A 19,859-nucleotide genomic window follows, 5' to 3' on the forward strand; every position below is an offset into this window, starting at 1 on the left:
CTTGGATTGAACTGAGATTATTTGCTTCCAACTGTAAAGGTTGTTTCAGCCACAGCATCATACCCACTGCCATAGAAATAAACGAATTTATAGGTTCCGCCTTCTTTGTATCTCGCTGGAAATGAATTGTTTTTTGGATCATAGGTAATTTTAAAGGTTCCATCTGTCACTTTGGTGTACATCCACCAGATGGAAGCTACATTACCAGGATTTTCATTCCCTTCATAGAGACCAATCCAGTCCCCATTTGGAACTCTTACATTTTCTACAATTATATCTACTTTGTCGTCTACACCATTGGTTGTACCTTTAGAAAGAGTCATGACAGGTCCTTGTGCAGTTTTTCCAAACGTCTTCAACGAGGTAGGACTTTCATTGGCAAATGCATCAAGAGCAACTACTTCTATTTCATAAAAAGTATTTGATTTTAAACCATTGATTGGTAATGTTAAAGGATTGGGGATTGGATCCTTATAAAACTCGGAAAAGGCAAGAATTTCTTTTTCCAGTTTCCCTGTCTCTACATTAATTACTTTTAGCTTATAATCATGAACAAGCAGGTCATCTTTGGCTTGAGTAAACATCACAGCAAGGCCAGATGCTGCCGTTTGGTCCTGAACGATAGAGATCATTGCCTCTTTGGTAAAAATAGGCGCCTGTTTATCGCGATCCTCTGTGTATGTAAATTTATTCTTCTTTGCAGGCAGACTGATTTCAAATGCCTCTCCGGTCCAATCATTGTTATGAATATCCCTGCGTTTCAACAAGACTTTATTATGATGTACCTCAACAATCAGTGCCTGATTCAAGACGTCTGCTCCCTCTGGAACTTCCCCTTGAATTCTTCCCCTATCAAGCCACAAGTAGGCACCTGTTGAAGTTCCAATCGAGGTAAAATCCTGTTGATGAATAATTTTTGGGTCATCTAATGGGTAATGGGTGTGACCGGAAAAAGATATCACCTGGGGATAAGGTTTTAACGTATTGTAGAACAGGTCTCTATTTTTCGAAAAACCCCATTCACTTCCATAGACGGTTCCTTTAATGGGCTGATGATGGAAAACAAAAATAGGTTTATGTGCGTCCTCAGCTGCCGCCTGCTTGAGTTGTTCGGCCAGCCATGCAATTTGATGCTCAGAGTATGTCCCTTCCGTTACGCCATCTTCTGGGCCAAGTATGATAAAATGATAGCCCTTGATGACTTTATGATAATAAATGGATTCCATCCCCGTCTTTTCAAGGAAGCGCTTCTTGGCGTCTGTTACAGAGAGTCCATTCCAGTAATCATGATTTCCGATGGTAAACATCGAAACAGCTTGGGTTTGTTTCCTCTTATTATAAGCTGAGAAAAATTTATCATATTCTAATGTATAACCATTATCCGTTAAATCGCCAACAACTAAAAATGCATCCTGATTGGGTGCAACTTGGTTTAATTGCTCTAATGTCGTCACGAACTTTTCCAATGTTTGATCATTACTTGACTTAATATGTACATCACTAATAACAGGAAAAACTAAATCTGGTTTGTTTTCCATTGAATTCATTATAGATGAATTGGATACAGCACTGACCGGCAAACCTGTTAATGAGTTTACAAGCGTGGCCCCCACAGCCGCTCCGACAACCATTGTTGTCTTATGCAAAAAGGCGCGCCGGTTCATTTCCTTATAATGGGGTGGTTTTACATCTTTATCGACTGTTTGGTTTTTCACGGTTCATTTTCCTCCCAACATGATGCTATTCTTTTATTAAAATATTACTTAATAATCATTTAGCCAATGTTAAGCTGGAGTTGGAGTTGTGTAAACTTTCCGATAAATACTCAAAAAATAAAAGTTTGTTTAACTCTGTTAAGTTTTTAAATTAGTTCTCCATACAGTAAAATTAAATTGGTAATAAAAGAGTTGCTCTTCAAGGTTGAAAGAATTTGAAGAAAACAGAATTGGATGTTGGTTGCTGTTTTCTTTCTTTAAGGAAGTGTACTTGATGATTTCAGGCTATAAACCCGCCATACATTTTAGCCAAGTCAATTATTCCGTAGATGGTAACCAGATTTTAAAAAATATTACCGGGTCTTTTCCGGAAGGCTATATCACCACGTTAGTAGGGCCTTCAGGAGCTGGAAAAACAACCTTGCTGAAATTATGCAATGGTCTGCTATCACCTGATAGTGGAGATATTCATATCAAAGAGAAAATGATCAGCAGCTATGAACCAGTGGAATTACGCAGACTTGTGGGAATGGCCCTTCAAAGTGCGCCCATGATCAATGGCACCGTTTTGAAAAATCTAGCCTTACCGTTAGCACTTCAGGGGAGGCAATTAGCTGAAAAAGACGCTAAAAATTTATTGCATGATGTGGGGTTGGGGGTAGAATTTCTGCATCGGTCTATCAAGGATTTATCAGGGGGACAACGCCAAAAGGTATCGATTGCAAGGACACTTGTTAATCATCCCCAGCTATTATTGCTGGACGAAATCACCTCTTCATTGGACCGAATCTCACAGCAGGATATCGAAGAATTAATTGTTAATATCAATCAAAAATACGCGACCACCATTATCTGGATTACGCATAATTTAGAGCAGGCAATGACGATTGGACATTACACTTGGGTCATGATGAATGGGGAAGTAATTGAAACCGGGAAAAGCGACTTACTTCGCTCACCTGTTCATGAAAAAGTGCAACATTTTGTAAAGGGGGAGTTGGAATGAGTTATCTCCAATTAACCATTGCCCTTATTTTCGTCATCCTTCCAATCGTTTTATCCAAAACGCTTAACCTAGGACTGGAAAGGGACACCATCATCGCAGTGGTACGCTCCATCATTCAATTATTGGTGGTTGGTTATATTCTGAAGTTTGTATTTGATGCTGAGCATATGGTGTATATTTTACTGATGGTAACCATTATGATTGCTGCGGCCACACAAAATGCTAGAAAAAAAGGCGCTTCGATTAAAGGGATCACTTGGAAATTGGTTGTCACACTAGTTGTGATCGAAGTGCTGACGCAAAGTATTTTACTTGGGTTCAAGATCACGCCGGCAACAGCCCAGTACATCATCCCACTTAGCGGCATGGTCATCGGTAACTCGATGGTGCTCGCGATTCTTTTCCTTAACAGATTTACATCAGAAGTAGACGCACATCAAGATGAGACCGAACTCATCCTGTCACTTGGCGGGACACCTAAACAAGCGATCCATACACAGCTGATTACTTCGATAAAAGCAAGTATGATTCCGACAATCGAGAGCCAAAAAACAATCGGCCTTGTCCAACTGCCGGGAATGATGAGCGGCCAAATCATCGCAGGAGCCGACCCTATGCAAGCAGTCCAATTTCAATTGCTCATCCTCTTTCTACTCTTAACAACCGCAGCCGTCACAAGCGCCATGCTCGGATACTTATCATACCCAGGCCTCTTCAACCAGCGCATGCAGTTACTAAGGGCTAAATAGTGCAAATGGTGTCAGGCACCACGATGTGGTGCCTGACACCATTTACTATATTTCCCTCTTATTTTTGGTATTTATTTAGCTTAGATGAGAATGTGCTGGATTTTCTTTCTTGGGGTCTTGCTTTTAGGTTTGATGCCCATGATATTTTTGATTCATATTTCTGGGTATGTTCCTTTTTGACTAGGTTCTGCAGCCGGTCTTTGTTCTTCTCTAAGGATTCTTCAAGGGCATGCAGACGCCGTGAAGGAAAGGCGAGTCCCGCTAAAATAGTTGTTACCGTCGGGTCCGCTTCCGAGATATAGGTCCCTTCGAATAATTCCAGCGGCTCTCCAATCCGTTCAAAAATTGATGGTACATTAATAAGCTTAGCCATTTTTTCTGACCCTTCGTAGATTAAACCCGCGCGGATGACACCGGTTGACTCCACTGGACAGAAAATTGAATTTGCCCAGGACTGTTGGATTTTACTAGAAACATCGGAGGTTGTTTTTGCATCGGTAATCGCGGCAGAAGAAATGAGTGTTACGCCTCTTGTTCCCAATATATTCATTAGATCGGTTTCATCAAAATTTCCGTAAAACGAGCTCTTTTTCGTTACTTGCAGCACACTCATAATGGCTTCCATGACTTGATGATTAGACGAAAGGTAGATCTGATGTTTACTGGATTGTGGGTTTAACTTCCTCATTTGATCATTATCAACCAGGAACACCGATGAGAGCGAATCTATCTTAGAAATCTCCTCAATACACTCAGCCGCATTAATGCGATTACCGGCTAATACATTTCGATCAGGCACAACTGCAATCGCCCCTATGTTAACCCCAGGCATTTGGTCTAATAACAAATCCATCAACAACGGGCTCATCCCTGACCCAGTACCGCCATCGGTTGAAAAGGCTACTAATAACAGTCTAATATTTTTAAAGGAACCCTGTACAAAGTCTACAATCTCTCGATAGTTTTCGTTAACCGCTCGTAATCCAATCGAACGATCCTGACCTGCACCATTGTAACCCGGCACAAAATACTTCTTTTCCACCCTTGTGTTCACTAAGCCATCACGTTGATTTGTATTAATAAGTGCGGTTTGAAACCCCATCGATGAGGCAATTTCCGCTAAATTACCGCCTGCTTGACCGACTCCTAAAATCCCAATTGATTTCATCAGATCGCCTCCTTCTCTTTCTAAAATCATACTCATGTTAGTTGTGGGTTATGCTGTTTTTCGCAACTGTTCACTTTGTCTATTCAAATGTAAACGGGTTCACATAGTTTCTCCAAGAAAAGGATAAAATAGTGAGGACATGAATTCACCAAAAAGTTCATAAATTTAGTGGAGTTAAGTCAGCTTGAATCAAACAAAAGTAAAATTATGGACAGGTCAATATACTTCAATCATTATTTCATCATTAGTTATGTTTGCTGCTTTATATATGATTACATCAGGATTTCCACTCTATGTATCCACAATAGCTAATAATCCTGCTATAGCTGGGACATTGACGACAACCTTAATGATCGCCTCTCTCATCACACGATTCTTCGCTAGTGTAATTATCCAAAGAATAAATATGAAAGTACTCCTCCTTGTTTCCCTTATCTATTTTATGGCAACCATTGTACTTATCTTTTTTAATGATTCTATTGGATTTTTAATTTTTATTCGAGCGATTCAAGGTATAGGATTCTGCCTGCTGACAAATTTACTCTATACCCTATCTAGCAGCATAGTTCCAAGTTCCCGTTTAGGTGAAGGCCTTGTTTTCTTCGCCATGTCAACCAGCATTGGAACGTCACTTGGGCCGATGATCGCAATTGCTTATCTAGCTAATCATTCTTTCAAATCGATGCTGGTTATTACTCTCTTCCTCATGTTCTTTTCATTCATCTGCAGTCTATTAATAAAAAAGGACAGCATGGACTTGGATTCCTTGCAAAGTATGTCGGTTATGGAATGACATTTGGGTATTCATCCATTTCAATGATTGCCATTTTATTGATTTATCTCATTTCGTCTAGGAGGAAAGCAAGCGTCAAATAAACTCTAGATGGCTTCCATGCAGGATTGGATTATGGGTTAAGTATTAGTCGGCCGACTTTCTTCTTCTAGAGCACTTTTGGGTAGAACACGATCTTTTTGTTCATAATGCCATTCTAAAAAAAGGTCCAGAATGGGGCTGCTTTTTTTCAAGTCGCTGCTATTATAGGAAAAATTTCTATATTATACTAGATAATAGGACGAAAAAAAGAGGTGGAATGGAATATGAATATCGAAGTGGATGCAGGGGTAAAAGATTGGATCGCCTTGAAGGGGAATCAATTAACCGTAAAAACAATGGAAGTAAAGGCTTGTTGTGCTCCAGGAGTACAGGATCTGGTTGCTGTTCCTGGAAAACCAAAGACAATAACTAACTTTCATGAATTCTTAGTCGATGATCTCGCCATCTATGTACAAAAAACAATTAGAGGCAAAGAAACACTTAAACTATCCACTTCAGGTTTTAGCTTCCTAAAATCTATTTCCGCAAAGCTCCAATAATTTTCATAACACGCTCTTTCCTTTCACAGTACATAGCATAAAACAGAGAAGCACCCATCCAAGTGATGAGTGCTTCTGTGTTGTTATGCAACTTCCTTATCGGAATTTTTCTTTAAAATATGTTGTGGAATTTTCCATAGCTTGATCCATTTAGTAATCGACGTAACCATAATGACGACTCCAAGGACGAGCATGATAATGGAAAGGATTCCATTTAATACGTTATAACCAGGGTTTGCTGCATTAAAGTAAACATTTTTCATCATCCAATAACCTGCTACCATAACGGTTACGAACAAATAGGCTAGTGGAATGAGACATGTCAGCATGTACCACCGTTTTTCTGCAATCTTCAGTACAACTGTTGCACCTATGATGAGACCGATTGATGCCATCAATTGGTTGGATACACCGAACAGTGCCCAGACGGAACTAATGTCCCCTGAGAAAAGCAGATATCCCCAGACGAAGCAGGCCAACGCACTGGCAACAATGTTAGCTCCTAATGAATCGGTACGTTTTAACGGTTTAATAAAGTCCCCTAAGAAATCTTGAATAAGGTAACGAGCAACCCGCGTTCCGGAATCAATCGCCGTTAAAATAAAGACAGCCTCAAATAGAATAACAAATTGATAGAAATAGGAAGCTAATTTTTCAAAGAATGGAACAGCAGCAAAGATGTATGTCATTCCGACAGCAAGCGTTACCGCTCCACCTGTTCTTCCTTCAAGGTCCATTCCCACTTCTTTACTAAGTTCATCTAAATGAACGGTTTCCATTCCAAGAGCAGCAAATTTCTCTGGTGTGGAATTGATCGCAAAATAATCACCTGGTTGCAATGATACAGCGGCAATTAAAGCCATAATCGCAACTAAACATTCGACAAGCATGGCACCAAAGGCAACACCTTTCACATCGCTCCAACGATTAATCATTTTCGGTGTGGTACCAGAGCCGACGAATGCGTGGAAACCGGAAATGGCTCCACAAGCAATGGTGATGGAGATAAACGGCCAAACCGGACCTGCTACAACAGGACCCCCGCCATTTAAGAATTGAGTAAAGGCTGGAAATTGAACATCTGGATTTACAATGAATACCCCAATAATGAGGGCTGCAAATACGCCAATTTTCATGAATGTGCTTAAATAATCGCGTGGTGCCAGCAATAACCAAACAGGTAATGCTGCTGCAAAAAAAGCATAGATTGGAAGAATAAGTGCTAATGTGCTTTTTTCAAGCGTTAACATGTCGCCAAACCATGTACCTTGAATATTTGGCCCTAGGATGATAGCTGCCATGATTAAAGCAAAGCCGACAATCGTGGCAATTTTTAAGTTTCCGGTCTTTTTATGATATAATCCAACCCCCATCGCAATTGGAATCGTGATCCCTACAGCAAATGTTCCCCATGGGTTTCTTTCAAGTGCACCAAGAACAACCATTGATAATCCAGCCATCGTTATCGTGATAATAAATAACATGGCTAGTCCTGTACAGAACCCTGCGACAGGTCCAAGTTCTTCTTTGGCTACTTCTGATAAAGATTTTCCATCTCGACGCATAGAGGCAAACAGAACGACCATATCGTGAACCGCTCCACCAATAACTGCACCGACAAGGAGCCAAATCAAGCCCGGTAAATAACCAAATTGTGCTGCTAAAATAGGACCAACTAACGGACCTGCTGCTGCAATCGCCGCAAAATGGTGGCCAAAAACGACCCATTTGTTTGTTGGGACATAGTCTCGTCCATCTTCCAACTTCTGAGCAGGTGTCGGTTTTGAATCATTAAGCTTTAAAACCTTTGCTGCCATAAAAGTACCATATAAACGGTACACAATTAAAAGGATACATATTGAAGCAATAACAATTGTAATCGCATTCATTTTTCTCTAATCCCCCTTACTATTGTTTCTACATCATCCATTTTACAAAATGAAAGCGCATTTACTTCGTTTTCAAGATAAAATGCAGAAATAGAAGGTTGAATTGCAAAAATCAAACAATGAAATGCAAATTTTCTAAAAACCTAGTTGCTGCCTTAATAGTTTTACATAGGTTCGACTTACCGGAACCTGCGAGCCATCCCTCATATGTAAATTATAGGTAGAATTAAACCATGGTTCGATTTCGACAATATGATCCAAGTTTACGATAAAGCTTCGGTGAATACGTAGAAATTTAGCGTTCGTTAACTTTTTCTCCAACACAACAAGAGCATCCCCCACTTTGTAGGTTTGATCAATCGTAATGATGTTACACTTGCCATCACTAGCTTCTAAATAAAGAATATCGGCTATGGTTAGTAACATAATGCGTTCATCCACAAGAACCGCCATTTTTCCAGTACTGTCCTGCTGATTCACTGCGGTATGGATAGGTGCTTGCACCTTTTTAGTCCCAAGATAATGGATTTTTTTCATTTTTTCCAAGGTTTTTTGAATTCGTTCCTCATCAAATGGTTTTAATATATAATCAACCGCATTTACTTCAAATGCCTCTATCGCATAGTTATCATATGCGGTTGCAAAAACGATCGCGGGCGGTTGATCAAGAGCTTCTAATTGTCTCGCTAAACTCAACCCATTATCTTCAGCTAATTCAATATCTAAGAAAACAAGATCTGGTTCTAGCAATGTAATGGCCGCAAGTGCATCCTCCAGGCAATCACTTTCCCCTAAAATTTCCACCTGTTCACTTCGAATAAGCAGGTATTTTAATTCATCTCTCGCTAATGGTTCGTCATCCACTATGTACGCTTTCAACATCTTGATCCAAAACTCCTTTACTATCAAGCGGTATGGAAATGGTAACGGTCGCTCCATGATTTGGTTTACTTTTTAAGAATAAATGGGCTTGGCCATTATAAATTCCTTTTAAACGTTCACTTATATTAAAAATGGCTGTGCCATTTCCTTTTTTAGAATCGACCACTTGCTTACCGAGCACTTCCATTTGTTCTTCTGATATGCCTTTTCCATTATCCGCAACGATAATGTTCAATTGATTCTTTTTCGAAAAAATGGTGATGGTAATTTCCCCGACTGATTTGCTTTGAGGAAAACCATAATGAATGGCATTTTCCACTAAAGGCTGCAAAGTAAAGGGGGGAATCAGGGCCTTTTCGAGATTCGGTTCGATTTGAAATTCAATATTATATTTGTTAGGAAAACGAGTTTGTTCTAATGATAGATAGGCCTTAACAGTCGCTAATTCTTTTTCTAGGGGGATCAGCATCTGCCTTGCGCCTTGAAGATTGCCGCGAAAAAAGGAACTGAGCTCCAATAATAATTTACGAGCTTTATCCGGATTTGTCCGGCACAGTGCCGAGATGGTGTTAATACTATTAAATAAAAAGTGCGGATGAATCTGTGCTTGTAATGCTTTAATTTCTGCATCTTTTAACAGCTTCGTCTGTCTCTCTGCCTCGGCAAGCTCCAGCTGTGTTGAAAAAAGATTGCCCAGCCCTTCCGCTAATTCCTGCTGCACCTTATCCAGTTTTTCAGGCTCTGTATAATACATTTTTAAGGTGCCAAAGATTTTGTTTTTTATCTTTAAGGGTAAGACAATCGCTGCAGCTAACGGACATTGACCATGATGGCAGGAGATTTCCTCCCTCGATCTTGCAATGGAAATCTTACCGTTCTCGAGTACTTTCCTCGTCAAGCCTGTCTCCGGCTTTGACTTGGGAATATGGTGATCTGCGGCAGCTCCGACATGAGCTAAAACTTGATGGTCATCCGTGATCGCCACTGCATCGGCATTCGTCAGCCTAAGCATTATCTCAGCAATCTCCTTGCACGAATGAATGGTTAGTCCTTGCCGAAAGAATGGCAGGGTTTGATCTGCAATATGAAAGGCAAGGTTGGTTTGATTAGCTCTGGCACGTTCCTCGTCCCGTTTAATGATTTGAATAATGAGCATAAACAGCAATGTTCCTAATCCATTGCCAAAAATCATCGGGAAGCCAATAAGCTGAACGAGCTCCCAGGCATGATTAAATGGTTTTGCTGCGACAAGAATGATTAACATTTGAACCGTTTCTAAGACCATTCCGATCATGACAGCAAATCCAGGTGTAATTTGTTTCCCCTTATGATTCCGTTTTTTTCCAAAATATCCTGCAACGATTCCGGCTAGAATGGTTGAAAGGGCACAAGAAAGGGCTGTGAACCCCCCAAGGGTATAACGATGAAGACCTGCAATTAGCCCTGCACCAATGCCAACAGTTGGACCCCCTAATAATCCTCCTATCACAATCCCCATAACTCTCGTATTGGCTAGGGCACTCTCCTCATTCATTTCAGAAAGCCACTCTGGTCTGCCGATTGTATGATGATGAACTTCAATTCCGGTATAATTACTAATGATACCAAACGTACCAAAAAGTAAAATGAGCATCATTTTTTCAGTTGGGCTGTGCTTGTTTTGAATAACTTGGCGGAAGGATCGTATCTGCGACAGCAAAAAAGCAACAATAACGATGATTCCCACCTTTTCGAGCATCAATGGAGCTAAATTTAACATAGTACCCCTCCCTTACAGTTGTTACACGCAAACATGGTCATTAGGATCAGGTCAAAACATTCGTGTCCTCTACTTCATTATAGAAAATGAAAGGGCTTTTCGAAAGAGAATTATAGAGTTATAATATCCCAGGTTTGCTGAATTTATTTTTTTGAAGCCCGCACCTACTTAGTAAAACAGGAAATGTAAAAAAGGGCAGTCCCCAATGCTTAACCGCCATCGGAAACTACCCCTTAAACAATATCTATATTAGTGTAAAATCAAATACCTCTATCATCTCGTCATTTGTTAGTAAAATAAAATCTGTATGAATATAGTTAGTACCAAAAATAGTTTGTAAATCCTTATAATTTATTAGGTTTGCTTTTACTAAAGTATCATCGTCTACATACATGTAAACTGTAAAGTTCTTTTTTAAGAAGGTAAAGAATTCATCTGCCTCTATGCCTGATGTTTCTATATATTCACTGTTAAATTCAATAAAACCAATCGCCGCCTCACATTTATCTAACAACTCTGTCATTCCTTTTAAAACAAATGCCTCATACCCCTCAACATCTACCTTAAATAGCACGTTACCATACGACAACTTTTGAGCAAAGAGAGAATCAATTGTGATGGCACTTACAGGTACTTTTTCAATCATATTATGAGCGGGCATATAGGAAGCAGAAGAGGTGCCTGACCAGTGTTGATCGATATAAAAATCTTTTTGGAGGTCATTTTTATCGGATGCTAAGGCATGAATGATCGTTATTTGTCCTTTATTCGGGTGATTCTCTTTCGATTGATTAATATATGGAATTAAGCGATGATTGGCCTCAATTCCAACTATTTTTGCATGTTCAGGATAGGTGGCAGAAAATATACATTCACCATAATTGACACCAACATCAATGATCAATTCTGGTAAACAAGCTTCTACAGACCGATTCCAAAATCGAAAAAGCCTGTTTTGAGTTATGCCGTCACTTATTAATAATGCCCTGCCTCGATTTTCATTTGCATTCACATACATAATAGTTTCAGAGGGTAATACGACTTTATTAGGCAATTTATCGATCTTTAATGTTTTATATTTAAGTAAAATTCCGAGATCAATTAACAATTTCCAAATCGTCGGATGTTCCTCCCACATTTTCATAAACATTGGTTTACGAACGAAACCCCTTTTTGAAATCAAATATCTGTCCTCCTGCTTAATTTTATTATTTAAGGATTTATAAGTTTTCGCTTCGAGAATTGTCCAGCTTCAGTGCCCTAGCGGCTAGTGTCCTTCGCTCTCCGCCTTACGATAAGTCAACATCGAATCGCCTCCGGCTCTTCGTGTTTCCTTTATCTCAGTTGGAGCGCTCCAGGCCATACGCCGCTGACCAGGGCGCTTCCGCTTTTCTAATAATGAAAACTTCTCCTTACTTTTATGAAAGTCCTATCATAGATATATGGATTTACAAAAAATTAACGTTGAGTAGAATGTAAAATTCTACGTCCTTTTACGATATTTTTAGTCGTCGTCGATATTGCGACTTGATGAAGGGGAAAGTAACCTATAGGATAAGTATAAAATCAATTTTCCCAATAAGGAGGCAGATAAATTGACAGAAAGAGTAGGAATTATTGATATTGGTTCAAATACGATTCGACTTGTGATCTTTGAGCAATCAACATCGACCAGAAACTTTAAGGAAATCGAAAACATAAAAATATATGCTCGCCTGAGATCCTATTATGACCATACTCAATCTTTAAATGAAGATGGGATCCGCTTATTGACCAGTAGTCTTAAGGACTTCGAAAAAATCCTTCAACATTATCATGTATCACATGTCACATGCGCTGCCACAGCCTCCCTTCGTCAAGCGGCCAATAAGGAAGCTGTCTTACAGACCATTATGGAGGAAACCCAAATTCCCTTAACCATCTTAAGCGAATATGAAGAAGCTTTTTATGGAAATGTTTCTGTTATTTACTCTACCAATATCACGGAAGGAATCACCATAGATATTGGAGGAGGCAGTACAGAAATCACCTATTTTCGTGACCGTCAGTTGATTCACTATCATAGTTTTCCCTTTGGGGCCTTGTCCTTAAAGCTGCAATTTGTTGAGGGAAACCTTCCTAGTTTTGAAGAAAGAGAAGAAATGAGTCGGTTTATCCAAGATCAAATTCAAACACTTCCATGGTTATCTGATCGACATATTCCTGTTATCGCAATGGGAGGAAGTGCAAGAAATGTAGTTGGGCTGCATCAACAATTCACTAAGTATCCACTTGGCGGCTTACACCAATATGAAATGAATGTATCTGATCTTGCAATGGTTAAAGGGAAGCTCCTTCCTCTATCCTTTTCTGAATTGCAAAAGGCGGAGGGACTTTCAAAGGAGCGTGCAGATACAATTCTGCCAGCTCTTGAGGTATTCAAGGTTTTGTGTGAGGCTTCAATGGCAACAAAATTTATTATCAGCAGAAAAGGGGTAAGGGATGGGATCCTATATCAAAAATGGATGAACAGAAATCTTGACTCCCACCCTCTAGCAGATGTAAGTCTTGAGGAATTTATAGAGGATTTCAATATTAGTACTTTAGACGAAAAACAAATAACGAAAATCGCCATCGCCTTCTTTGAACAAGTTAAAAAAATAAGGGGAATAGGTGCAAATTTCTCTGATGAAGATTTAACCTTATTAAGGCGAGCCGCTCGTATTTACCTATTAGGAAAAAGAGTAGATACAGAATCAAGCAATGCGGCATTTTACTTGTTGTCCAATCGGACCCTTTTGGGATTCTCCCATCGTGAGCGGTTAAAATTAGTTCTTGTTGCTTCCTTTATAGGAAAAGGTACCTTTCAAAAATACGTGCGGCCTTTTAAGGAGTGGTTTACAAAAGAAGAACAAACTAAGTTAGCAGTATTGGGAGCCATTTTAAAAATAGCCAAAAGTTTAAATGCAACACATCAGGATATTGTGATGAGATTAGACATTACCGCTGTTGAAGACCGTTGGTTCTTAAATATTCAATGTCAGGACTACTATCGTTCAGAAGAATATCATTTTGAAAAGCAAAAAAAACATTTAGAAAAGTTATTGAAAATATCACTTATTCCCCACTTTCACGTCATCTAATTGATGACCAGTAGATGTTATCAGAAAGTGATGAATTATCTTTACAATATTTTAATATAATATTTACGTATTCTTTACACTAATTTGATATTTTTAAAACAGTTGTAACAATTTTCAAAAAAGGAGATGTAAGATCATGGAGTCTACAGTTTCTGAAACCAACTTAGATAACCCATCCTTCTATAATAATCGAGAATTAAGCTGGCTCGATTTTAATCTAAGAGTATTAGAAGAAGCAATGGATGATCGGAATGCTCTCCTTGAAAGATATAAATTTTTGGCCATTTCCAGCTCTAATTTAGATGAATTTTTCATGGTTCGTGTTGCAGGCTTACTTGATCAAGTAAAAGTTGGCTATAGCCGCCCTGAAAATAAAGCTGGATTAACACCAATGGAACAGCTAGAGGCCATTTCTGAGATTACTCATAGGTTGATTGAAAAACAAGATGATACTTATTTGCATCAGCTCACACCCCTTTTGGAAAAAGAACGGGTAAAAATCACCCCCATTTCTGAGGTATCTACCACTGAAATGTCATTCCTAGAAGAACAATTTGATGAACATATTTTTCCTGTGTTAACGCCTATGGCAATTGACGCCTATAGGCCTTTTCCTATGTTATCAAACAAGTCATTAAATCTAGCCATTACCCTCAGTGAAAAATCAAAGGATCCTAACAGTAAACCCGATTGGGACAAACTTGCAATTGTTCAAGTTCCATCTGTACTGACGCGTTATATAGAATTGCCCAAGGAGGATGGCTCAAGAACATTTGTCCTATTAGAGCAAGTCATTTCATGCTTTATTCATAAATTATTTATGGGATATCATATACAATCTGTCACTGCATTTCGTATCACACGCAATGCAGATTTAACGATTCACGAAGATGGTGCCGATGACCTTTTACGTGAAATTGAAGAGGAATTGAAAAAGCGTAAATGGGGAGCTACTGTTCGCTTGGAAGTTCAAACACATTTTTCTGACACAAAAGTGGTTGATTATTTAATAGAGGAATTAGAAATCCATAAAAAAGATGTGTATTTTGTGGATTCTCCCCTAGATTTAACCTTTCTTTTCAATTTCTGCAAGACGATTGAATCGACTCATGGACACTTAGTGGATGAGGCCTACATTCCTCAAATTCCTGAAGATTTAATCGGAAAGAAAGATTTGTTTGATACTGCCTTGAATCAAGATATTTTACTTCATCATCCATACGAATCCTTTAAACCCGTCCTTGATTTCATATCCCAGGCGGCAGATGATCCTGATGTATTAGCTATTAAACAGACTCTTTATCGAGTAAGCGGACATTCTCCGATTATTAAAAGTCTCGAGAGAGCGGCTGAAAATGGTAAGCAGGTTACGGTTCTTTTAGAATTAAAAGCTAGGTTTGATGAAAAAAATAATGTACAGTGGGCAAAGGAATTGGAGAAGGCAGGTTGTCATGTTATTTATGGCATTACACATTTAAAAACCCACAGCAAAATCACTCTAATTGTACGCCGCAAAAAAAATAGAATAGAACGATTCGTTCATCTGGGAACGGGTAATTATAATGATTCGACCGCAAAGTCATATACAGATATGGGATTAATTACAGCGAATGAAAAGATTGGGCTCGATGCAACAAACTTTTTTAATTACCTAAGCGGGTATATGGAAAAACCGAATTACCATCATTTAATCGTGTCTCCATTTGACATAAGAGACGAATTTTTAGATTTGATTGATCGCGAAATCGCTCTTCATAAACAATATGGAAATGGATATATTATCGCCAAAATGAATTCTTTAACAGATAAAAAACTCATTAAAAAATTTTATGAGGCTTCCAATGCAGGGGTGAAAGTTGACCTAATCGTTAGAGGGATTTGTTGTTTACGTCCGGGGATAAAAAATGTAAGTGAACATATTAAGGTTCGCAGTATTGTAGGAAAATTTTTAGAGCACAATCGCATCTATTGTTTTTATCATAATGGAGAGCAAAAGATTTATTTATCATCAGCAGATATGATGACGCGAAACATGGAGAATCGTGTGGAACTTCTCTTCCCAATCCTGGAAGATCATTTAAAACAACGGATTGTAAAATGGATTGGTCTGATGTTAGCAGACAATGTTAAAGCCCGTGAGCAAGAATCATCAGGCCATTACCATTATGTCGAACGAAAACAAGATGAGTTAGAAATCGATAGTCAACATATGTTGTGTAACATCGCACAGCAAGTAGGAGAATTAGCCAAAAAAAGCTCTTATGGATGGAATCTGAGAAAAAGGATTGGAGTTTTATCCCTAGAAAACTTGCGAAATCTTTATAAACATTCAACATCAAAAAAAGAGTAAAAGCAAACGGCCCTTTGGGCGTTTGCTTTTATCTTTTTACTCTATAAGAATTTATAAGTTTTGGCTTCGAGAATTGTCCAGCTCCAACGCCCTAGCGGCTAGTGTCCTTCGCTCTCCGCCCTACGATAAGTCAACATCGAATCGCCTCCAGCTCTTCGTGTTTCCTTTATCTCAGTTGGTGCGCTCCAGGCCATACGCCGCTGACCAGGGCGCTTCCGCTTTTCTTATTAAAAAACAATCGTTTTATTTTCATGAACAATAATTCGATCTTCTAAATGCCATTTTACGGCTCTTGCCAAAACACTTCGTTCAATCGAGCGTCCGCTCTTTTTTAAATCTTCAATGTTGTCGCGGTGATCAACACGCCTGATATCCTGTTCAATAATTGGTCCTTCATCAAGATCATTGGTTACATAATGAGATGTTGCCCCAATAATTTTCACCCCTCGCTGATAGGCACGATCATAGGGCCTTGCCCCGACAAAAGCAGGCAGGAAGGAATGGTGAATATTGATAATCTTAAATGGCTGCGCCTCGACAAAGGCAGGGGTCAATATTTGCATATACCTTGCTAAGATGGTCAAGTCCACCTCATATTCTTTTAACAGCTGAAGCTGTTTTTCTTCCACTTCCTGTCGATTCTCTTTACTTGCTGGAATGTGGAAGAATGGAATGTTTAACGATTCTACCAGCTCTCTCCCTTCCTCATGGTTACTTACGACAAGCGCAATGTCAGTCATTAAATCCCCATTTTGCCATTCCCATAATAACTCACGTAAACAATGAAGCTCTTTTGATACAAAAATCGCTGTTCTCTTCAAATCATGAACAAAAGATAGTTTCCATTCCATTGAAAATGTATCGGCTATCGCTTGAAATTGACCCTGTAACGCTTCTTTTTTTGTTAAAAGTCCATGGCATTCAAATTCAATCCGCATGAAAAAGTTGCCGCCTTCTGGGTTGGTCGTGTACTGACTAGATTCAATAATGTTTGCGCCATTTTCAAAAAGAAACTTTGATACAGCCGCCACAATGCCGGGTTGGTCAGGACAATTGATAAGTAAACGTCCTCTATTTTTCCGACTTTCTCTAAATGCTTGAAGTTGATCTTGACTTGCAATATTCATGAAATTCTCCCTTTATATATTTATTTAAAAATTAGTATTATTCTGATTTTACACTAAAAAAGAGCCTGCCACCACCGAACATTGTCGAAAATCTATCGACAACTACCGGGAATGACAGGCGCTTATTTAATTAGTTATTACAATATCATCGAAATTGATCCTCTGCCCCGTCGTACCTGACACCACTATTCGGAATCGGACAGGAGCGGTTTGGGAAAGGGTAAAAGTTTTCACTGTTAAAGTGGAGGAACTTGTATTAGAGCTGCCCACGTTTGTCCATGTCGAACCGCTATTAGTAGACATTTGAAGCTGCCAAGCAGCCCCGCTGTCCGTACTGAAATTCGCATGGGCTATTTGAATACTTTTTGCTCCGCTTACATTGAAATTCATTGTTATGGCACCGGCTGCACGAACACGTGCAGATTGTAAACCAGTTTTCTTATCCCCAGATAAATTTCCAATCAAGGCGTTATCAAAATACCAAGAACCGCTCGAAAGGGTAACATTGCCTGCTGAATATGCTGTTTTGCTGCCAGACTCAAATTTTTCCGTCAATGTTGCCGTTCCGCCCGATCCACTAGAGCCATAGCCATATGAACCTGTTTTATACGTTGACGTATCATACCATTTATATCCTGCAGCTGGTGCTGCCCATGGCTCTGCTACTGGTTCCGTTGAGGTCTGCGGATTTTCCATGGAAAGCAAGGTGGTGGGCTGATCAAGCTGTAATCCGCTAACTTGGGAAAATCCTGTATAACTTTCCTGTTTTGATAACCAATCGATGATATTTACTAGTAATGTACCATCATTTTGTTCTTTAAAACCATCATATGTCGTCTTTTTAGCACCGTTTTCCTCACGTAAATATTTAGGTGTCGCATCTTCTACCGGTGAAGAGTCACCGATAAAGGCCGCCTTTCCTAATCCTACCTTCGAAACTGCTGCATAAGGACCCTCCGCTCTGCCCCCGCCATTATAAACACCTTGGTCGACAGCTGAGCCCCAGGCTGCTGATGTTGGAGGAAGATAGACAATTCCCTTTGCCTTATTGGGATCCGTGATGGCTAAGGTTGAGCCTGCATGCATCGCAACAGTTGAGACGCCTGTGGTAATTCCAAAGGTCTGGCTCGGTGCTACAATATCATTAGCTGTTACATCGCCAATCGCATTGTAACGGAACCTGATTCCGAAGTTGGTTGACAGCCAGTCCGATCCCGTTACACCTTGCATGGCGGCTGACGAGGCTTCCTCCGTTCCCATCCCTTTTGCTGGATTGGAATAGGCTCCCCGGCGGTAGCCGTTAAAGACCTCCGAAGCATCCCAGCGGTTTTTGTTACGGTCTGCATTATAATGATCACCTATAAAAAAGATACTCCCACCGTTTTGAACATATTGGATCAAGGCATCCTGTTCAGATGTTTTGTAGGGAATATTTGCTTCTCCAATAACGAGCACATTATAGTCTTGTAAGTCTTGATAAGTAATCGGAGTAGTTTTTCGCAGCTCCTTAGCATAATAGCCTTTGCTGGCTAAGGCATTCGCAAAATCAGAAAATCCTCCATCCAAAACCCAGTCCGCTGCACCGGCTGTTTGTCCATGAGTGTTATCGAATAAGATCTTCTTGCCATTTGCCGTCCCGACCGGCTGCAACTGCGGGGCTGGATCGAGTGCATTTTCAGCTGAAACAAACGATGTTACAGTAAAGAAAGCTGGAGACAAAAGCAAAAGTAATAATGCGAAAATCGAAAACCTTTTACGGGTCATTCTCTTCACTCCTTTTGGTGTATTCCTCATTAAAATAACACACCAATGTTGACGGAATGTTAAGAATCTTATAAATTAAAAATTTTCCCAAGTATCATTAAGAAAAGCGGAAGCGCCCTGGTCAGCGGCGTATGGCCTCCTCGGAAAAGCTAACGCTTTTCCTTCGTGCGATGCCAATGCTGCCGAAGCCTTCCTTATGGAGCGCTTCGGACTGAGATAAAGGAAACACGGAGAGCCGGAGGCGATTCGATGTTGACTTATCGTAGGGCGGAGAGCGAAGGACACTAGCCGCTAGGGCGCTGGAGCTAGACAATTCTCAAAGATTTTTATACTTTCTTATCTCATTAAAAAAGCCTGTCACTCCCCGAAAGTTGTCTAAAAAGCTTTCGACACTTCCAGGGTGTGACAGGCACTTTATGTTATTTATTTCACTTCTCTATATTGGTTGATTTCGGTACTTTCTCTTAGTTTCCTTAACTCCGGTACTAATTTTCTGACATGTTCACTTCTATTATGTAGATTGATGGCCTCTTCATCCACCCATTCTTCAATATTAGTAAAGATTGACGGATCATGGATATCTTCATGAAGGACGTATGAAATGCATCCTTCTTCTTTATTGGTTTCAACAACAAGCTCTTTGGCCAGCTTCAAATATTCGTCCACATTTACGCCTGGTTTTAATTTACCCTTAGCAACCACTCTGATCATGTCATTAGCTCCTATCTATCTATATTTACTTAGTTTAGTATGTACCAATATTATACATGTTCTCTAAAAGAAATGCCTGTCACAACCGAATTTTATCGAAAAGATATCGACAAATTACGGGGAGTGACAGGCACTCTATGTTTAGAAAGAAGTCAAAAAATTTTCAAAGAGGTCAAAAATTTATATGTTGTTATTTTCATAATTTTCTTACAATTAGTTTTATAGAGAAGGATTAAATACCTA

The 19,859-nt window shown here is 39.5% G+C and carries 15 protein-coding genes; 6 read left to right on the forward strand and 9 right to left on the reverse strand.

Features of this window, described 5'->3' with window-relative positions:
- Positions 1 to 17: 17 nt before the first annotated feature.
- Positions 18 to 1,715, reverse strand: coding sequence for a metallophosphoesterase family protein (locus AC3ANL_RS24025; protein WP_488326827.1), 1,698 nt, complete (start codon positions 1,713 to 1,715; stop codon positions 18 to 20).
- Between the two features lie 274 nt (positions 1,716 to 1,989).
- Between AC3ANL_RS24025 and AC3ANL_RS24030 the strand changes: the two genes are divergently transcribed.
- Complete coding sequence (locus AC3ANL_RS24030; protein ID WP_488326828.1) at positions 1,990 to 2,721, forward strand: ABC transporter ATP-binding protein; 732 nt, start codon at positions 1,990 to 1,992, stop codon at positions 2,719 to 2,721.
- The gene (locus tag AC3ANL_RS24035) at positions 2,718 to 3,470 is read left to right on the forward strand and encodes an ABC transporter permease (protein ID WP_488326829.1); all 753 of its coding nucleotides are present in this window, start codon (positions 2,718 to 2,720) and stop codon (positions 3,468 to 3,470) included. The genes AC3ANL_RS24030 and AC3ANL_RS24035 overlap by 4 nt, the downstream gene beginning before the upstream one ends.
- A gap of 58 nt (positions 3,471 to 3,528) precedes the next feature.
- Here the strand turns inward: AC3ANL_RS24035 and AC3ANL_RS24040 are convergent, their stop codons facing one another.
- A complete protein-coding gene (locus AC3ANL_RS24040) occupies positions 3,529 to 4,638 on the reverse strand; it encodes an FtsZ/tubulin family protein (protein WP_488326830.1) in 1,110 nt (369 codons plus the stop codon).
- 184 nt (positions 4,639 to 4,822) lie between these two features.
- Between AC3ANL_RS24040 and AC3ANL_RS24045 the strand changes: the two genes are divergently transcribed.
- Both AC3ANL_RS24045 and AC3ANL_RS24050 read left to right on the forward strand, forming a co-directional pair.
- Complete coding sequence (locus AC3ANL_RS24045) at positions 4,823 to 5,431, forward strand: MFS transporter (protein WP_488326831.1); 609 nt, start codon at positions 4,823 to 4,825, stop codon at positions 5,429 to 5,431.
- A gap of 305 nt (positions 5,432 to 5,736) precedes the next feature.
- Entirely contained in the window at positions 5,737 to 6,012 is a 276-nt protein-coding gene (locus AC3ANL_RS24050) for a CC/Se motif family (seleno)protein (protein WP_488326832.1), read from the forward strand.
- An 83-nt stretch (positions 6,013 to 6,095) separates the two neighbouring features.
- Here the strand turns inward: AC3ANL_RS24050 and AC3ANL_RS24055 are convergent, their stop codons facing one another.
- The 4 genes from AC3ANL_RS24055 to AC3ANL_RS24070 all read right to left on the reverse strand — a co-directional run bounded on the left by AC3ANL_RS24055 (position 6,096) and on the right by AC3ANL_RS24070 (position 11,725).
- Positions 6,096 to 7,901 (reverse strand): carbon starvation CstA family protein, encoded by a 1,806-nt coding sequence (locus tag AC3ANL_RS24055; RefSeq protein WP_488326833.1) that lies wholly within the window; start codon positions 7,899 to 7,901, stop codon positions 6,096 to 6,098.
- Positions 7,902 to 8,036: 135 nt separating this feature from the next.
- Positions 8,037 to 8,783 (reverse strand): LytR/AlgR family response regulator transcription factor, encoded by a 747-nt coding sequence (locus AC3ANL_RS24060; RefSeq protein WP_488326834.1) that lies wholly within the window; start codon positions 8,781 to 8,783, stop codon positions 8,037 to 8,039.
- Positions 8,758 to 10,542 (reverse strand): LytS/YhcK type 5TM receptor domain-containing protein, encoded by a 1,785-nt coding sequence (locus AC3ANL_RS24065; RefSeq protein WP_488326835.1) that lies wholly within the window; start codon positions 10,540 to 10,542, stop codon positions 8,758 to 8,760. Before AC3ANL_RS24065 ends, AC3ANL_RS24060 begins: the two co-directional genes overlap by 26 nt.
- A gap of 244 nt (positions 10,543 to 10,786) precedes the next feature.
- On the reverse strand, positions 10,787 to 11,725 hold the full coding sequence (locus AC3ANL_RS24070) for an FkbM family methyltransferase (protein ID WP_488326836.1): 939 nt from the start codon (positions 11,723 to 11,725) through the stop codon (positions 10,787 to 10,789).
- 412 nt (positions 11,726 to 12,137) lie between these two features.
- On the opposite strand from AC3ANL_RS24070, the gene AC3ANL_RS24075 reads away from it, so the two are divergent.
- Together AC3ANL_RS24075 and AC3ANL_RS24080 are read left to right on the forward strand one after the other, a co-directional pair.
- On the forward strand, positions 12,138 to 13,664 hold the full coding sequence (locus AC3ANL_RS24075) for a Ppx/GppA phosphatase family protein (protein WP_488326837.1): 1,527 nt from the start codon (positions 12,138 to 12,140) through the stop codon (positions 13,662 to 13,664).
- A gap of 136 nt (positions 13,665 to 13,800) precedes the next feature.
- Positions 13,801 to 16,014, forward strand: coding sequence for an RNA degradosome polyphosphate kinase (locus AC3ANL_RS24080; protein ID WP_488326838.1), 2,214 nt, complete (start codon positions 13,801 to 13,803; stop codon positions 16,012 to 16,014).
- A gap of 227 nt (positions 16,015 to 16,241) precedes the next feature.
- Here AC3ANL_RS24080 and purU read toward each other — a convergent pair whose 3' ends face one another.
- The 3 genes from purU to AC3ANL_RS24095 form a co-directional block, all read right to left on the reverse strand.
- Entirely contained in the window at positions 16,242 to 17,141 is a 900-nt protein-coding gene (gene purU / locus AC3ANL_RS24085) for a formyltetrahydrofolate deformylase (protein WP_488326839.1), read from the reverse strand.
- Positions 17,142 to 17,267: 126 nt separating this feature from the next.
- Positions 17,268 to 18,905 carry an Ig domain protein group 2 domain protein gene (locus AC3ANL_RS24090; protein WP_488326840.1) on the reverse strand — a complete coding sequence of 546 codons (1,638 nt, stop codon included), beginning with the start codon at positions 18,903 to 18,905 and terminating at the stop codon, positions 17,268 to 17,270.
- Positions 18,906 to 19,328: 423 nt separating this feature from the next.
- Positions 19,329 to 19,616, reverse strand: coding sequence for a putative quinol monooxygenase (locus AC3ANL_RS24095; RefSeq protein ID WP_488326841.1), 288 nt, complete (start codon positions 19,614 to 19,616; stop codon positions 19,329 to 19,331).
- Positions 19,617 to 19,859 lie beyond the last annotated feature (243 nt).

The organism is Neobacillus sp. DHD-1R, assembly GCF_057747995.1.

What these genes read in the sequence shown, in the direction of transcription:
- AC3ANL_RS24030 (WP_488326828.1), top strand. Translation starts at nt 1,990, where the DNA reads ATGATTTCAGGCTATAAACCCGCCATACATTTTAGCCAAGTCAATTAT.
- AC3ANL_RS24035 (WP_488326829.1), top strand. Translation starts at nt 2,718, where the DNA reads ATGAGTTATCTCCAATTAACCATTGCCCTTATTTTCGTCATCCTTCCA.
- AC3ANL_RS24040 (WP_488326830.1), bottom strand. Translation starts at nt 4,638, where the DNA reads ATGAAATCAATTGGGATTTTAGGAGTCGGTCAAGCAGGCGGTAATTTA.
- AC3ANL_RS24050 (WP_488326832.1), top strand. Translation starts at nt 5,737, where the DNA reads ATGAATATCGAAGTGGATGCAGGGGTAAAAGATTGGATCGCCTTGAAG.
- AC3ANL_RS24055 (WP_488326833.1), bottom strand. Translation starts at nt 7,901, where the DNA reads ATGAATGCGATTACAATTGTTATTGCTTCAATATGTATCCTTTTAATT.
- AC3ANL_RS24060 (WP_488326834.1), bottom strand. Translation starts at nt 8,783, where the DNA reads ATGTTGAAAGCGTACATAGTGGATGACGAACCATTAGCGAGAGATGAA.
- AC3ANL_RS24065 (WP_488326835.1), bottom strand. Translation starts at nt 10,542, where the DNA reads ATGTTAAATTTAGCTCCATTGATGCTCGAAAAGGTGGGAATCATCGTT.
- AC3ANL_RS24080 (WP_488326838.1), top strand. Translation starts at nt 13,801, where the DNA reads ATGGAGTCTACAGTTTCTGAAACCAACTTAGATAACCCATCCTTCTAT.
- purU (WP_488326839.1), bottom strand. Translation starts at nt 17,141, where the DNA reads ATGAATATTGCAAGTCAAGATCAACTTCAAGCATTTAGAGAAAGTCGG.
- AC3ANL_RS24090 (WP_488326840.1), bottom strand. Translation starts at nt 18,905, where the DNA reads ATGACCCGTAAAAGGTTTTCGATTTTCGCATTATTACTTTTGCTTTTG.
- AC3ANL_RS24095 (WP_488326841.1), bottom strand. Translation starts at nt 19,616, where the DNA reads ATGATCAGAGTGGTTGCTAAGGGTAAATTAAAACCAGGCGTAAATGTG.